Below are 14,277 nucleotides of genomic sequence, written 5' to 3' on the forward strand. Positions count from 1 at the left end.
TTCGGGCAGGCCATACGGTGGGGGAACCGAGGCCCTCCACTTGTAGGTGACACCTACCGCGCGCTCCGCGCGCGAAGGCCGCGCTGCGCGCGGGAGAACCTTGTTGCGCGCTGAGGGTCGGGGCGTTTAGTCGGTGGGTAGGCCCCAGGTTCCCTTGGGTGGGGGAGGGGACTGGGTGGCCGTTGCGTCCGTCGTCACCGGTGTGCCGCCGATGAAGCGGACCAGGGAGTCGTCGTGTTCCACTCGGCCCGGGAACGGGTCTCCGGCCGTGCGCCGGACCAGGTCGGCCAGCGGAAGGTCCGTGTACGAGCCCAGGATGACGAAGTTGCCGAAGCGGCGGCCTCGGAAGACTGCTGGTTCGGCTAGTACGCACACGTGGCGGAAGACCGCCTTTACCGTTGCCGCCTGGGCTCGGGCGAAGGCGAGTTTGCCGCCGTCGCCGATGTTGGCCGCATACACACCGCCGCCGCGAAGAGTGCGGGCCGCCAGTTCTACGAATTCGACCGAGGTCAAATGCGCTGGGGTTCGTGCGCCCGCGAAAACATCAGTAACCACCAGGTCGAATGTGTCCGGTGGGGCCTTGGTCAACACCTCCCTGGCATCGCCGTGGCGGATTTTCACGCGCCAAGACTTGTCCAAGGGGAGGAGTCCTCTGACCAAGTCGATCAAAGCCCCGTCCACCTCCACCACCTGCTGCGTCGAGCGTGGCCGGGTGGCGGCGATGTAGCGGGGCAGAGTGAGGCCGCCGCCGCCCAGGTGTAGTGCTCGGACGGGGTCGCCTGGCGGTGCGAGCAGGTCGGCTACGTGGCCAAGGCGGCGTACGTACTCGAATTCCAAGTGGCACGGGTCGTCCAGGTCCACGTGGGACTGGGGGGTGCCGTTCAGGCGCAGGGTCCAGGCCTCGGGGACGTCGTGGTCGGGGACGAGTTCCGCTGTGCCCGAGTCGACCTCCCTGGTGATCGTCTCGTCGGCTTTCCGGGTGCGTCCCACGGGGGTGATTATCCCGGTAGGGCCTGGTTGCGGCGGCGACGGTCGGGGAGGCGGTCTACTAGTCGGCCCAGGCGTTCTGTGGTGCCCTGCAACGGGCCCAGGGCGGCGGCCAGGACGCGGATCGACTCGTCCAGCTGGCCTGTGTTGCCGGCCAGTGCGGTGATCTTGGGTTCCAAGTCGACCAGCTGGGCGTGGACGGCTTCCATCTGGTGCAGGGCCTCGGGTAGTTCGCCGGCCAGGAAGGTCGCCAGCTGCTCCAAGCGGTCCAGGGTGCCTCGTAGCTCGGCTAGCTGGGGGAGTGCGTCGGCCAGAGGGGTCAGCTTGTCCAGTGCGTCGGCGATGCGCGGCAGTGCCAGCACGCCGGCCACCAGGCCGCCCGCGACACGGGCGGTCGTGCTCAGCACGGTCCGCAGCATGCCGGTACGGTACCCGCCGTGCAGATCGCCGCGAACGTGTTCACCGCGCTGGTCGCGGCCATCCACGTCTACATCCTGGTGCTCGAGATGTTCCTGTGGACCTCCCCGCGTGGACGGGCCGCGTTCGGGACGACGGAGGAGTTCGCCGCCGGGACCAAGGTGATGGCGGCCAACCAAGGGCTCTACAACGGGTTCCTCGCCGCCGGCCTGGTGTTCGGCCTGGTCCGGGGCGGTGACGTGGGGTACGCGTTCGTCGTGTTCTTCCTGCTGTGCGTGATCGTGGCCGGGCTGTACGGCGCGGCGACCGCGAGTCGTCGGATCCTGTTCGTGCAGGCGGTGCCGGCGGCGGTTGCGCTGTTGTTCGCGTTCCTCGCGAGCTGAGCCACTCGATCGTGTGACATCAGGGGTGGGTCGGGCGTCCTAGCATCGGGGCCCCGACCCCTCGGAGCCGACCATGCAGCCCCTGTTACGGCGGTTGTCCACCGCCTTCGTCGTCGCGATCCTCGTCCCGATCACGGGCACGGCCGGGGCGGCCGGCCCGATCACCGAGTACGGACCGGTGCCGTCGTCGATCCCGGTCGGCGGTGTGTGCGAAGTCGAGTTCGACCACACCGGCGCGCTGTGGGTCGAGCAGTACCTGAGCAGCCAGGTCGCCCGCTTCGACCCGGCCACCGGCCAGTTCGCCAACTTCTCCACACCGATGCCGTTGTCCGTGCCCGGCGGCATGGACCTCGACCTCTCGGGCGACCTGTGGATGCCGCAGGTCACCGGCAACAGCCTGCTGCGGGTGAACACCGACGACGGCAGCATGACGGAGTTCCCGCTGCCCTGGGCGAACGCGTTCAGCACCGAGGCCTTGAACATCCCCCTGCACAGCGGGCTCGGCCTGGCCAACGACCTGGCGCGCGGCGCGGACGGGGCGCTGTGGTTCACGCTCGGCGGCCTGGACTCGATCGGCCGCTACGACCCCTCGACAGGGCAGTGGAGCAAGTTCCGCGTGCCCGGCGAGATCCTCGGCCAGGTCGGGGCGCTGTTCGGCATCATCAAGCCCGGCCCGGCGCGCACGGTGGTCTTCGACCTGCCGCAGCTGAACAAGGTCGCCACCCTGGACGTGGACACCCACGTGTTCACCCAATACACGATGCCGACGCCCAACTCGTTCCCGGTGGGCGTGCGCACCGCGCGGGACGGCACGATCTGGGTGGGCGAGTCGCTGGGCATGAAGATCGCCCGCATCGACCCGACCACGGGCGCCATCACCGAGTACCCGTTGCTGGGCGTGAACGGCCTGCTGACCAGCATCCTGGGCGGCCTGCTGGTGGGCAGCATCGGCAACCCGCTGCCGATGCCGGGTCCGATCGCGGAGGCCAGTGACGGCAACATCTACTTCTCGGTCAGCTTCCCGGCGGCCTTCGGGCTGGGCAACCAGGTGGCGCGGTTCAACCCGGTCACGCACGAGGTGCGGATGTGGAGCACGCCGTCGTCGGCGTCCTACCCGTGCGACATCAACGTGACCGAGCCCGGCTCGGTGTGGTTCGGCCTGTTGACGGCGAACAAGATCGGAAGGCTCGACATCGCCGCGACCTGACGATCCCTACACGCGCCGCCAGGGACCCTTGGACGGGTCGTAGCCGGTGCGCAGGTCGCCGGTGATGCGTTCGAAGCGGGACGGGGGCTGGTCGTCCTCGGGCTCCTCGTCCCACTCGTCGTCGACCTCGACCTCGGGCTCGACGACGGGCTCGGGGACGTCTTCGCGGCCGGCCACGAAGGCGGCCAGGGCCGTGGTGATCGGGACGGCGGCGACCAGGCCGATGCTGCCCACCAGCGTCCGCACGACCTCCTGCGCGACCTGTTGGGCGGTGAGGATCTCGGTGAGGCTCCGGCCGGACAGGGAGAAGGCCAGCAGGAGCGGCAGGGCGGCGCCGGCGTAGGCCATGACCAGGGTGTTCACCACCGAGGCCAGGTGGTCGCGGCCGATCCGGGAGCCGGCCGCGTACAGCTCGCGGAACCCCATCGCGGGGTTGGCCCGGCGCAACTCCCACACAGCGCTGGTCTGGGTGACGGTCACGTCGTCCAGCACGCCCAGCGCGCCGATGATGGTGCCCGCCAGCAGCAGGCCCCGCGTGTCGATGCCGTGGCCCAGGACGGAGACCAGGTTCGCGGTGTCCTGGTCCAGGCCGGTGAGCTTGCCGAACGCCGTGAAGGCCACGCCCAGCACGCCGATCAGCGCGAGGCTGACCAGCGTGCCCAGCACGGCCGTGGACGTCCGGGCCGAGACGCCGTGGGTCAGGTACAGGACGATGAACATGATCAGGCCCGCGCCGACGACCGCCACCGTCACGGGGTTCTCACCGGCCAGCAGCGCGGGCAGCACGAAGAGCACCAGCACCACGAAGCTCAACACCAGCGCGCCCAGCGCGGCCAGGCCCTGCCACCGGCCCAGCAGCAGGACGGCGGCGGCGAACAGCACCGCCAGCAGGGCCATCGGCACGCCGCGCTGGAAGTCCGCGAGCTGGTAGGAGGTGTTGGACGTCGGGTCGCCGCCGCCGAAGGCCAGCACCACCTCGTCGCCGACGGCGAAGGTCGGCGAGGACGGCTGGTCGGGCACCGGGATGCGCACCTCGCGCCCGGCCGCCGCCCCGTCGGACATCTTGACGGCGACCAGCGTGCACCCGCTCGCACCGGGCTGGTCCCCCTCCGGACCGCACCCGCCCTTGCTGACCTGCGTGACCACGCCCCGGACGGGCGTCTGCGTGATGCCGACCTCCGCGCCGGTGGGCTGCTCGCGGCCGAACGGGTAGAGCAGCAGCGCGCCGACGACGGTCGCCAGGACCAGCGGCAGCAGCAGGACCAGCAGCAGTCTGCGGACGGGCGCGGAGGAGGGTTCGGTGTGGCGGCCGTGCCCGTGGCCGTGAGCTGCGAGGAGGTCCTTGGCGTGCACGGGCACATCCTGCCGCACCGGCCAGAGCGTTCGAAAAGCGGACACTTTGCCCCGAATTTCGGGCTCGACCCTTCTGCGCGCGCCGGCCCGGTGCCACAGTCGCAGGCGTGACGAACTGGACTCCCCTCCACGGCCGGCCGTTCGACCCCGTCCCCTACCGGCCCGCGCGGATGCCGGTCGAGCAGTCCCTGGCGACCGCCGCCGACCTGCGCCGCCGCATGGACGAGCGCCGGACCGTGCGGATGTTCTCCACCGACCCCGTCCCGACGCGGGTCGTCCTCGACGCGATCGCCGTCGCCTCCACCGCGCCCAGCGGCGCGCACCAGCAGCCCTGGACCTTCGTGCGCGTGGTGGACCCCGAGGTGCGCAAGGCGGTCCGGGAAGCGGCCGAGAACGAGGAGCGCATCTCCTACGCCGGGCGCCTGGGCGACGAGTGGCTGGACGCCCTGCGGCCCCTGGGCACCGACGACGTCAAGCCGCACCTGACCGACGCCCCGGAGCTGATCGTCGTCTTCCAGCAGCGCTACTACCTGGACGAGAACGGCGAGAGCCGCAAGCACTACTACGTCGACGAGTCGGTGGGCATCGCGGTCGGGATGCTGTTGACGGCCCTGCACCTGGCGGGTCTGGCCGCGCTCACGCACACGCCGTCGCCGATGAAGTTCCTCGGCGAGGTGCTGGGACGGCCGCGCAACGAGAAGGCGTTCGCGGTGATCCCGGTCGGCTACCCGGCGGAGGACTGCGTGGTGCCGAACCTGGTCCGCAAGTCGCTGGACCAGGTCCTGGTCACCGTCTGAGCCGGGCTCAGCCCAGCGGGTCGGCGAAGGTGAAGTGGTCGGCGACCGCGGCCCTGGACGCGGCCAGGGCCTGCGCCACCCTCTCCTCCGGCGACCCGGTCACCTTCACCCACGGCACGCCCCGCGCCGCCAACCCCTCCTCGAACAGCCCGGTCATCCACGCCCGGAGGTGCTCGCCGTCCCGCCACCCGTCCTGCTCGAACGGCACGCCCTCGTGGTCGGTCAGGACGTAGAGCGCGGGCCGGTGGGCATCGACGGTGATCGGGCGCCCCAGGTACCGGTGACCCCACACCGACGCGGCCCAGGAGTCGTTGTCGCACACCAGGACCGGCCGTTCGACCGCCGCCGTGTCGGCCAGTTCGCGTTGCCGCGAGGCCACGTCGTGGAAGTCGCCGAGTGTCCACACGAGACTGTCCAGCGACGCCTCGGGCGCGAAAGCCCTGGCGGCGGTCAACTTGTGCTCGGTGTGCTCCCGTCCGTACTCGGGTATCCAGGACGCGTCCAACGCCGAGGCGAGCGCGCGGGACAGGGTCGTGGTGCCGGTGCTCTCCGCGCCCAGCACGACGATCCGCGCGCACAGCCCGGCGCGCACCGCCGGGGCCAGCATGTCCCAGTGGTCGGCGACGGACGCCCGCACCGCCGTCCCGGACACCGGGAACGCCACCCGGTCCGGGTCCACGGGCACGTGCCGCGCGCCCAGGCGCTTGGCCATCTCCTCGCCGTACGCCTCGCTGGAGAACACGGCGTCCACCGCCGCCGACGCCGGCGAGCCGTCCAGGATCGCCCGCCGCGCCAGCACCGCCCGCGCCACGCCCATGTGCAGCTCCCACACGGTGTCGCTGTGGAAGTCCATCGGGTGGTCGTCCAGGTCGCCCAGCACGACCACCCCCGGCTCGTCCACGTGCTCCGCCCGCAGCCACGCCACCCGGGACTCCAGCGGGATGGACTCGACGCTGGAAGCCAGCACCGCCACGGTCACCCGCTTGCTGCGCGCGGCGGCCGTTCGGACGAGGTGGTGGTGACCCCGGTGGGGCGGGTAGAACTTCCCCAGGACCAACGCGTGCTCGAAGGTCATGCCGCGACCGCGTCCGAGCGCAGCGCCCGTGTCCAGTTGCGCAAACCCAGCACGCACAGCGCCATGAAACCCACGTACAGGATCGCCGTGAGCCAGAGGTCCTTGTAGGCGTACAACGGAACGTAGATCACGTCGGCGGCGATCCACAGCCACCAGCACTCCAGCTTCTTGCGGGTCTGGCCCCAGGTGGCCAGCAGGGACAGCACCGTCGTGACCGAGTCCGCCCACGGCACCGTCGAGGTGGTGAACGTCATGAGCACCCAGGCGATCAGCAGCGTCCCGGCCACACCGGCGGCCAGCAGCGCCCACCACTGGCCGGTGGTGGTGCGGCTGACCGGCAGTGCGGTGTGGTCCTCGCCGCCGCGCAACCAGGCCCACCACCCGTACAGCGCCAACACGATGTAGACGACCTGGAGCCCCGAGTCCGCGTAGAGGCCGCTGGCCGCGAACAGCACGAGGAAGGCGAGGTTGTTGAGGATGCCGATCGGCCAGTTCCACGGGTTCTGGCGGGCGACGAGCCACACGCACAGGGCGCCCGTGACGAAACCCGCCACCTCGCCCCAGCTGGTGGAAACCCCGCCGACGGTGACCGCGGGGGTGTTGAAGGGCACCAGGATGACGTCCAGTAGCGACACCAGTACTCCGTTTGACGGTCGTTCGAACACGTGTTCGAATGTGGGCATGCGATGGGACGGTCAGAAGGACGGGGCGGACCGGCAGCAGGCCCTGCCGGGGTTGCCGGGACTGGTTCGCAGCGTACGAACTCCGGACTTCGCCGACGTCGTGTTCCACGAGGTCCGTGCCAAGTCCGTGCTCAACAAGGTGCCCGGCGGGCGGCTCCCGTTCTCCTGGACGGTCAACCCGTACCGCGGGTGCACCCACGGCTGCACCTACTGCCTGTCCGGCGACACCCCGGTCCTGCTGGCCAACGGCCGCACCAAGCCGATCGCCGAGTTGGCGCTGGGCGAGGAGGTGATCGGCACGCACCAGGGTCGTTTCGTCACAACCCGTGTCCAGGCGCACTGGACGACGGTGAAACCGGCCTACCGCGTGACCCTGGAGGACGGCACCCAGGTCGTCGCCAGCGGCGACCACCGGTTCCTGACCGACGACGGCTGGAAGCACGTGACCCCGGGCCGCTGCGCCGACTTCGAGGAGCGGCCGTTCCTGACCAAGGGCACCCGGCTGGTCGGCACCGGCCGGTTCGCCGTCCCGCCCGCGCGCACCGGGGAGTACCGGCGCGGCTACCTGTGGGGCGTGGTGCGCGGCGGGCTGCCCTCCGCCCCGGAGGTGCTGGCGCGGGCGCAGGAGTACGCCGGGGGCCGGGTGCCGCGCGACGGCGAGTTGGTCGAGTGGCCGACCACGCCGGACGACGAGTGGTCCAAGGGGTTCCTGGCGGGGTTGTTCGACGCGCGCGGCTCGGCGACCGGCGGCGAGCTGGTCATGTCCTCTTCGGACAGTTCGGTGTTCGAGGCGGCCGTGATGGCGTTGATGCGCTTGAAGATCATGCACGTGATCGAGGTGCGCGGGGTGCGCATCACGGGCGGGCTGGCGGAGCGGCTGCGGTTCCTGCACTTGGTCGGCCCGGCGGTGGCGCGCGGCAATGCCGTGGAGGGCGTGCCGGTGCCGACCACCGCGCGGCTGGGTGTGGTGTCGGTCGAGGCGTTGGGGGTGAACCGGACGCTCTACGACATCAGCACCGGCACCGGCGACTTCGTGGCCAACGGCCTGGTCAGCCACAACTGCTTCGCCCGCAACACCCACACCTACCTCGACCTCGACGCCGGGCACGACTTCGACAGCCAGGTCGTGGTCAAGGTCAACGCGGTCGAGGTGCTCACCGGGCAGTTGAAGTCGAAGCGGTGGCGGCGCGAGCACGTGGCGATGGGCACCAACACCGACCCGTACCAGCGGGCCGAGGGCCGGTACGCGTTGATGCCGGGGATCATCAAGGCGCTGGCGGACTCCGGGACGCCGTTCTCCGTCCTCACCAAGGGGACCGTGCTGTCCCGGGACATCCCGCTGCTGGCCGACGTGTCGTCGTCGGTGCCGGTGGGGTTGGGCGTGTCGATCGCGTTGCTGGACCGGGAGTTGCAGTCGGGGCTGGAGCCCGGCACGCCCAGTCCGCAGGCGCGGCTGGAGTTGGTGCGCCGGGTGCGGGACGCCGGGTTGCCGTGCGGGGTGTTCGTCGCGCCCGTGCTGCCCGGGTTGACCGACTCGGAGGAGCAGTTGGACGGGTTGCTGGCGCAGATCGCCGCGGCGGGCGCGAGCGGGGTCACCGTGCTGCCGCTGCACCTGCGGCCCGGCGCGCGCGAGTGGTTCGCTCGGTGGCTGGTCGCATCACGGCCCGACCTGGCCGACACGTACCGCAGGCTCTACGCCCGTGGGTCCTATGTGGACGCTCGCTACCGGCGGTGGCTGGCCGATCGCATCGAGCCGCTGTTGCGCCGCCACGGCTTGGACGTGAAAGGTGGTCGCGATGCGGTCGGCGTGCCCGGTGACGACGACGGCGTGTGGCCCGAGGGGAGCTTGCCCACGACCGTGTCCGGACCGCGCGGGGTGGATCAGGAGCAGCTGACGTTGCTCTGACCCCGCGATGGAGGGAAAGTCCTCACCGGTTCGAGTGGTTGTGCCGTCCTGTGCGCGCTGAGTCGCTCCAGCTGTGGCCAAGCTTTCTGGTCCGCATCGTTGCGGGTGCCGCCGTAACTCCGCGTCCCCACCGGCTGCCCTCGCGCGTCCCCTGCGCGGTGGGCCGAAGCCGATCTTGGAGGACGACGTGCGCACGACCCTCGCCCGGACCTGCCAGTTGGCGGCCTGCCTGCTCGCCGCCGGTGTGGTGTGGTTCGGCACAGCCAACGCCCAACCGCCGGACGACCCGCCCCCGGTCTCCGGCGACCCCCGCGCCACCGCCTACGCCGGCAACGCCACGACGTGCGCGGACGCCGGTCTCGCCGGCGAGATCATCTCGGTCACGTCGAACGACGACGGCACGTACCTCGACGTGACCGCCGTGCCGGAGGGGTACACCCTGACCGGCGTCGTGGTGAAGGGCACCAACGCCTACAACGTCTACAAGGGCCTCGGCGACCTGCCGTGGCTGGACATGCACGCGCCCTTGGCCAGCTCGGGCAAGCCGGCGGAGATCAGCCACTGGTACGCCTGCGGCACCAAGACCACCACCACGACCACGACGACGACCACCACGACCTCACCGACCACGACGACAACGTCGCCGACCACCACGACGACGACAACGTCTGGCACCACGACGTCGACGACGACCACCACGACGACATCGGCCACGACCACGACCTCGGGCAGCACCACCACGACGTCGGGCAGCACCACGACCACGACGCCGACGACGACCACGAACCCGACGACGACCACGAACCCGACGACGACCACGAACCCGACGACCACCACGACACCGGCGACCACAACGACGACCGCCGCGCAGACCACGACGACCACCACGGCACCGCTGGCCGCCGACCAGCAGAAGCCGTTGGCGTCCACCGGTTCCCGCACGGCGTGGCTGATCCCGGTCGGCACCCTGCTCGTCCTGCTGGGTGGCGCGTGCGTCGCCCTGGCTCGACGCCGGCGCTTCGGTCACTAGCCCGCTCGGCTCCGGGCGGCTCCCACCGCGGGGCCGCCCGGAGCTAGGGGAGGGGCAGCAGGTCCGGGCGCTTGGCGGTCCGGCCGTCGCCCGACGACCGGCCGCGCACCCGGCGCAGCAGCCACGGCGCCAGGAAGCCCGCCAACCACCGGAGCTCGGTCGACGCGGTGGCCCGTGCGGCCGGGTCCGGGAAGGGCCGCCGCCAGGAGTCGTCGCTGCCGGGCAGTCCCAGGCCGTGCGCGACCGCGTCGGCGATGAGGGCGTGCCCCGCGGCGTTGGCGTGCAACCGGTCCGCGCTCCACAGCCGGGCGTCGCACACCGCCGGGTACGGGTGGGTGTCCACCACCGTCACCCCGTGCCGTCCCGCCGCCGCCCGGATGGCCGCGTTGAGCGCCAGCACGCGCGGGCGCAGGGGCCGGGCCAGCGGGGTCACGACGCCGATGTCCGGGAAGGTCACCGTCACGACGTGCGCGCCCGCGCCGGTCAGCGCCTCGAACACCGCCTCCAGGTGCCCGCCGACCTCGGCCGCGGAGAACTTCGGCCGCAGCAGGTCGTTCATCCCGGCCACGACGCTGGCCAGGTCGGGCCGCAGCGCGAGCGCCGGTGCGAGCTGCTCCCGCCGCACGTCGACCGCCAGCTTCCCGCGCACGGCCAGGTTGGCGTAGGTCAGGCTCGGCTCGGTCGCCGCCAGCCGCTGCGCGAGCCGGTCGGCCCAGCCCCGGTGGCCGGTCAGGTCGTCGCCGTCGCCGATGCCCTCGGTCTGGCTGTCGCCCAGTGCCACGAAACGCGAGTACGCCATGCCCATGTCCCGACCGTATATGTGCGCCGAGTTGCTGTGCAACAAGTTGCATAGGCCGGAAATCGCCTCTTGAACATGTTCAAAAACTGGGCGTACGCTCGGCAGCACTGGAGTTGAACACGTTCAAAAGGGGGAGAACATGGACCCGCTGGTCCTCACCTACGTCCTGTACCTGCTGCTCAGCATCGGTCTGACCATCTGGGTCGGGAACACGCTCAGTCGCAACGGCAAGGTCTTCCTGGTCGACGTCTTCGGCGGCAACGAGGAGCTGGCCCGCACGGTCAACCACCTGCTGGTGGTCGGCTTCTACCTGGTCAACTTCGGCTTCGTGGCCTGGTACCTGCGCACCGCGGACGCGGTCGGCCAGACCCGGGAGGTGTTCGAGACGCTGTCGGTCAAGGTCGGGACGGTGCTGATCGTGCTGGGCATCCTGCACCTGGGCAACGTCTTCGTGCTCGGCCGCATGCGCCGCCGCAGCCTGCACCAGGCCCAAGACCTGCCGCCAGTCGGCCCCGACGCCTACACCAAGCTCGCATGACCACCCCGACCACCGACCCGGCCACCGGCACGAGCGCCCCGTCCGCCGCCGGGCCGGGCACGCTGCCGGCCGCCGGGCCGGGTGCACCGCCCGCCGCCGCGTCGAGCGCCTCGCCGGCCATCACCCCGGTCGCCGGGCCGGGTACCTCACCAGCCGTCGGGCGGAGCGCTCGTCTGACCGTCCTCTACGACGCGGACTGCCCGTTCTGCCGCCGGGCCAAGGGGTGGCTGGCGCGGCAGGAGCAGCTGGTGCGGCTGGAGTTCGTCCCCGCGAACTCCGAGCAGGCCCGGCGGCGGTTCCCCGACCTCGACCACGCCGACACCCTGAAGGTGATCACCGTCATCGGCGGCAGGGGCGAGGTCTACCGCGGGGAGCGGGCGTGGCTGGTATGTCTGTGGGCGTTGCGGGCGTGGCGGCCGATGGCCAACCGGATGAGCCGGTCGGGGCACCGCGTGTTCCTGCGTGCCGCGACCGAACTGGCCGACCGGCTGCGCGCGATGACCAAGGATGAGAGCTGTGGAGAAACCTGCCAAGGGTGAGCAGACGCGGGCCCTCATCGTCGACACGGCCCTGCGCCTGTTCCGCGAGCACGGCTACGACCGCACGACGATGCGGGCCATCGCGAAGGAAGCCGGGGTGTCGGTCGGCAACGCCTACTACTACTTCCCGTCCAAGGAACACCTGGTCCAGGGCTTCTACGACCAGATGGCGGAGGCCCACCGGCAGGCCTCCGCCGCCCTGTTCGACGCCGACGCCGACTTCACCTCCCGGCTGACGGCGGTGCTGCTGGTGTGGCTGGACATCTCCGCGCCCTACCACGAGTTCGCGGTGCAGTTCTTCAAGAACGCGATCGACCCGAACAGCCCGCTCAGCCCGTTCTCCACCGAGTCGGGCACCGCGCGCGAGACCGCGATCTCGATCCACCGGCGGCTGCTGGAGGGCGTGAAGGTCGACCCGAAGCTGCGCGAGGAGCTGCCGGAACTGCTGTGGCTGTTCCAGATGGGCGTGGTGCTGTACTGGGTGCACGACAAGTCCGAGGGGCAGCGCAACACGCGGACGCTGATCACCCGCAGCACTCCGCTGATCGGCAAGCTGCTCGCCATGTCCCGGGTGCCGGGCCTGCGTTCGGTGACCCGGGAGGCCGTGCAGCTGTTCCGGGACATCGGGTTGAGCCGGCTGGGTTGACACCGCCGGCGTGTTCTGGCCATCCTGGGAACCGCGGCCGAGAGGCGCTGCGACGGACCCGGGAGGTCCGCCACGCTCGGTCCGCGCTCACTCGACCCAAGGGCGCCTCCTGACCACAGGAGGTTCCGCTTTGGGCAGGCCCCCGAACTGACGGTTCACCCCGTCGTGCCCACCGCTCGCGCTCTGCCGCGAGCGGAGTTCGGCGTGCCCGGCGGTTCCTCCACATTGGACTGAGGACACATGAGTGACAAGCTGAAGACGGTCGGCGGCCTGGAGTTCGCGGTGGCGGACCTGGCCCTGGCCGAGGCGGGCCGGCACCAGATCCGGTTGGCCGAGCACGAGATGCCCGGCCTGATGGCGCTGCGCCGGGAGTACGCGGCGGCCCAGCCGTTGCGCGGCGCGCGCATCGCCGGGTCCCTGCACATGACCGTGCAGACCGCCGTGCTGATCGAAACCCTGGTGGCGCTGGGCGCGGAGGTGCGCTGGGCGTCCTGCAACATCTTCTCCACGCAGGACGAGGCCGCTGCCGCGGTCGTCGTCGGGCCGGACGGCACGGTCGAGGAGCCGAAGGGCACCCCGGTGTTCGCCTGGAAGGGCGAGACGCTGGAGGAGTACTGGTGGTGCGCCGAGAAGATCTTCGGGTTCGACGAGGGGCCGAACCTGATGGTGGACGACGGCGGCGACGCGACCCTGTTGGTGCACAAGGGCGTCGAGTTCGAGGCGGCGGGCGCGGTGCCGCGCGCGGTCGAGGAGGACGGCGAGGAGTACCGGATCATCCTGGCGACCCTGGCCGACAGCATCGCCGACGACCCGCAGCGGTTCACCCGGATCGCCGCCGGCATCCGGGGCGTGTCGGAGGAGACCACCAACGGCGTGAACCGGCTCTACAAGCTGGCCGAGGCCGGCGAGCTGCTGTTCCCCGGTTTCAACGTCAACGACTCGGTGACCAAGTCGAAGTTCGACAACCGCTACGGCATCCGGCACTCGCTGGCCGACGGCCTCAACCGGGCCACGGACGTGATGCTGGGCGGCAAGCTCGCCGTGGTGTGCGGGTACGGCGACGTCGGCAAGGGCGCGGCGGACTCGCTGCGCGGGCAGGGCGCGCGGGTCGTGGTGACCGAGATCGACCCGATCTGCGCGTTGCAGGCCTCGATGGACGGCTTGGAGGTGCGGCGGCTGGACGAGGTCGTCGAACGCGGCGACATCTTCATCACCACCACCGGCAACGTCGACGTGATCGGCGTCGAGCACCTGGCGCGCATGAAGCACAACGCCATCGTCGGCAACGTGGGGCACTTCGACCACGAGATCGACATGGCGGGCCTGGCCAAGGTGCCGGGCATCCGGCGGATCGAGATCAAGCCGCAGGTGCACGAGTGGGTGTTCCCGGACGGGCACTCGGTCCTGGTGCTGTCCGAGGGGCGCTTGATGAACCTCGGGAACGCGACCGGGCACCCCAGCTTCGTGATGTCCAACTCGTTCGCCAACCAGGTGCTGGCGCAGATCGAGCTGTTCACCAAGCCGGGCCAGTACGGGCGGTCGGTGTACCGACTGCCGAAGCTGCTGGACGAGAAGGTGGCGCGGCTGCACCTCGACGCGCTGGACGTGCACCTGACGGAGCTGACCAAGAAGCAGGCGGAGTACGCGGGCGTGGCGGTGGAGGGTCCGTACAAGCCGGAGCACTACCGCTACTGAGTCGGGATCACCCCGACCCGGCGAAGCCGGCGGGCAAGCTGTCCGCCGGCCTTGCCGGGCAAGCTGTCCGCCGGCCTTGCCGGGCAAGCTGTCCGCCGGCCTTGCCGAGCAGGCAGTCCGCCGGGCTTGCCGAGCAGGCAGTCCGCCGGCCTTGCCGAGTGGGCAGTCCGCCGGGGAGGACACAACTCAACTTGGGCTTCTTGCTTGTGTCATCCCCGTATG

15 protein-coding genes are annotated in these 14,277 nt (G+C 70.9%); 9 read left to right on the forward strand and 6 right to left on the reverse strand.

All coding sequences use genetic code 11. The annotated features are described in order from the left end of the window. Window positions 1-126: 126 nt before the first annotated feature. The gene (locus WBN91_RS35710) at window positions 127-990 is read right to left on the reverse strand and encodes a spermidine synthase (protein ID WP_337728702.1); all 864 of its coding nucleotides are present in this window, start codon (window positions 988-990) and stop codon (window positions 127-129) included. Between the two features lie 8 nt (window positions 991-998). Continuing rightward, complete coding sequence (locus WBN91_RS35715) at window positions 999-1,406, reverse strand: hypothetical protein (protein ID WP_337728701.1); 408 nt, start codon at window positions 1,404-1,406, stop codon at window positions 999-1,001. Between the two features lie 18 nt (window positions 1,407-1,424). Between WBN91_RS35715 and WBN91_RS35720 the strand changes: the two genes are divergently transcribed. Together WBN91_RS35720 and WBN91_RS35725 are read left to right on the forward strand one after the other, a co-directional pair. After that, the gene (locus tag WBN91_RS35720; protein WP_337728700.1) at window positions 1,425-1,787 is read left to right on the forward strand and encodes a DUF1304 domain-containing protein; all 363 of its coding nucleotides are present in this window, start codon (window positions 1,425-1,427) and stop codon (window positions 1,785-1,787) included. Window positions 1,788-1,860: 73 nt separating this feature from the next. After that, window positions 1,861-2,994 carry a Vgb family protein gene (locus WBN91_RS35725; protein ID WP_337728699.1) on the forward strand — a complete coding sequence of 378 codons (1,134 nt, stop codon included), beginning with the start codon at window positions 1,861-1,863 and terminating at the stop codon, window positions 2,992-2,994. A 6-nt stretch (window positions 2,995-3,000) separates the two neighbouring features. Here the strand turns inward: WBN91_RS35725 and WBN91_RS35730 are convergent, their stop codons facing one another. Then, entirely contained in the window at window positions 3,001-4,365 is a 1,365-nt protein-coding gene (locus WBN91_RS35730; RefSeq protein WP_337728698.1) for a YibE/F family protein, read from the reverse strand. A gap of 152 nt (window positions 4,366-4,517) precedes the next feature. On the opposite strand from WBN91_RS35730, the gene WBN91_RS35735 reads away from it, so the two are divergent. Further along, a complete protein-coding gene (locus tag WBN91_RS35735) occupies window positions 4,518-5,144 on the forward strand; it encodes a nitroreductase family protein (protein WP_337728703.1) in 627 nt (208 codons plus the stop codon). 7 nt (window positions 5,145-5,151) lie between these two features. On the opposite strand, the gene WBN91_RS35740 is transcribed toward WBN91_RS35735, so the two are convergent. Continuing rightward, window positions 5,152-6,219, reverse strand: coding sequence for an AAA family ATPase (locus WBN91_RS35740; protein ID WP_337728697.1), 1,068 nt, complete (start codon window positions 6,217-6,219; stop codon window positions 5,152-5,154). Continuing rightward, window positions 6,216-6,854, reverse strand: coding sequence for a nicotinamide riboside transporter PnuC (gene pnuC, locus WBN91_RS35745; RefSeq protein ID WP_337728696.1), 639 nt, complete (start codon window positions 6,852-6,854; stop codon window positions 6,216-6,218). The genes WBN91_RS35740 and pnuC overlap by 4 nt, the downstream gene beginning before the upstream one ends. 46 nt (window positions 6,855-6,900) lie before the next feature. Between pnuC and WBN91_RS35750 the strand changes: the two genes are divergently transcribed. Both WBN91_RS35750 and WBN91_RS35755 read left to right on the forward strand, forming a co-directional pair. Continuing rightward, window positions 6,901-8,808, forward strand: coding sequence for an intein-containing Rv2578c family radical SAM protein (locus WBN91_RS35750; RefSeq protein ID WP_337728695.1), 1,908 nt, complete (start codon window positions 6,901-6,903; stop codon window positions 8,806-8,808). Window positions 8,809-8,995: 187 nt separating this feature from the next. Then, window positions 8,996-9,838, forward strand: coding sequence for a hypothetical protein (locus WBN91_RS35755; RefSeq protein WP_337728694.1), 843 nt, complete (start codon window positions 8,996-8,998; stop codon window positions 9,836-9,838). Window positions 9,839-9,881: 43 nt separating this feature from the next. Here the strand turns inward: WBN91_RS35755 and WBN91_RS35760 are convergent, their stop codons facing one another. Further along, the gene (locus tag WBN91_RS35760) at window positions 9,882-10,637 is read right to left on the reverse strand and encodes an SGNH/GDSL hydrolase family protein (protein ID WP_337728693.1); all 756 of its coding nucleotides are present in this window, start codon (window positions 10,635-10,637) and stop codon (window positions 9,882-9,884) included. Window positions 10,638-10,776: 139 nt separating this feature from the next. Between WBN91_RS35760 and WBN91_RS35765 the strand changes: the two genes are divergently transcribed. The 4 genes from WBN91_RS35765 (at window position 10,777) to ahcY (ending at window position 14,055) form a co-directional block, all read left to right on the forward strand. Beyond that, on the forward strand, window positions 10,777-11,175 hold the full coding sequence (locus tag WBN91_RS35765; protein ID WP_337728692.1) for a hypothetical protein: 399 nt from the start codon (window positions 10,777-10,779) through the stop codon (window positions 11,173-11,175). Beyond that, window positions 11,172-11,714, forward strand: coding sequence for a thiol-disulfide oxidoreductase DCC family protein (locus WBN91_RS35770; RefSeq protein ID WP_337728691.1), 543 nt, complete (start codon window positions 11,172-11,174; stop codon window positions 11,712-11,714). Before WBN91_RS35765 ends, WBN91_RS35770 begins: the two co-directional genes overlap by 4 nt. Then, a complete protein-coding gene (locus tag WBN91_RS35775) occupies window positions 11,692-12,360 on the forward strand; it encodes a TetR family transcriptional regulator (RefSeq protein ID WP_337729433.1) in 669 nt (222 codons plus the stop codon). Before WBN91_RS35770 ends, WBN91_RS35775 begins: the two co-directional genes overlap by 23 nt. 240 nt (window positions 12,361-12,600) lie before the next feature. Further along, complete coding sequence (gene ahcY / locus WBN91_RS35780) at window positions 12,601-14,055, forward strand: adenosylhomocysteinase (protein ID WP_337728689.1); 1,455 nt, start codon at window positions 12,601-12,603, stop codon at window positions 14,053-14,055. The last annotated feature ends 222 nt before the right edge of the window (window positions 14,056-14,277 follow it).

It is taken from the genome of Saccharothrix sp. CCNWYY140, from assembly GCF_037401995.1.
Taxonomy (GTDB): domain Bacteria; phylum Actinomycetota; class Actinomycetes; order Mycobacteriales; family Pseudonocardiaceae; genus Actinosynnema.

Excerpts from the sequence above, each read along its gene's own strand:
- WBN91_RS35735 (WP_337728703.1), top strand. The coding sequence starts at position 4,518 with ATGCCGGTCGAGCAGTCCCTGGCGACCGCCGCCGACCTGCGCCGCCGC.
- WBN91_RS35765 (WP_337728692.1), top strand. The coding sequence starts at position 10,777 with ATGGACCCGCTGGTCCTCACCTACGTCCTGTACCTGCTGCTCAGCATC.
- WBN91_RS35770 (WP_337728691.1), top strand. The coding sequence starts at position 11,172 with ATGACCACCCCGACCACCGACCCGGCCACCGGCACGAGCGCCCCGTCC.
- WBN91_RS35740 (WP_337728697.1), bottom strand. The coding sequence starts at position 6,219 with ATGACCTTCGAGCACGCGTTGGTCCTGGGGAAGTTCTACCCGCCCCAC.
- WBN91_RS35725 (WP_337728699.1), top strand. The coding sequence starts at position 1,861 with ATGCAGCCCCTGTTACGGCGGTTGTCCACCGCCTTCGTCGTCGCGATC.
- WBN91_RS35750 (WP_337728695.1), top strand. The coding sequence starts at position 6,901 with ATGCGATGGGACGGTCAGAAGGACGGGGCGGACCGGCAGCAGGCCCTG.
- ahcY (WP_337728689.1), top strand. The coding sequence starts at position 12,601 with ATGAGTGACAAGCTGAAGACGGTCGGCGGCCTGGAGTTCGCGGTGGCG.
- WBN91_RS35760 (WP_337728693.1), bottom strand. The coding sequence starts at position 10,637 with ATGGCGTACTCGCGTTTCGTGGCACTGGGCGACAGCCAGACCGAGGGC.
- WBN91_RS35715 (WP_337728701.1), bottom strand. The coding sequence starts at position 1,406 with ATGCTGCGGACCGTGCTGAGCACGACCGCCCGTGTCGCGGGCGGCCTG.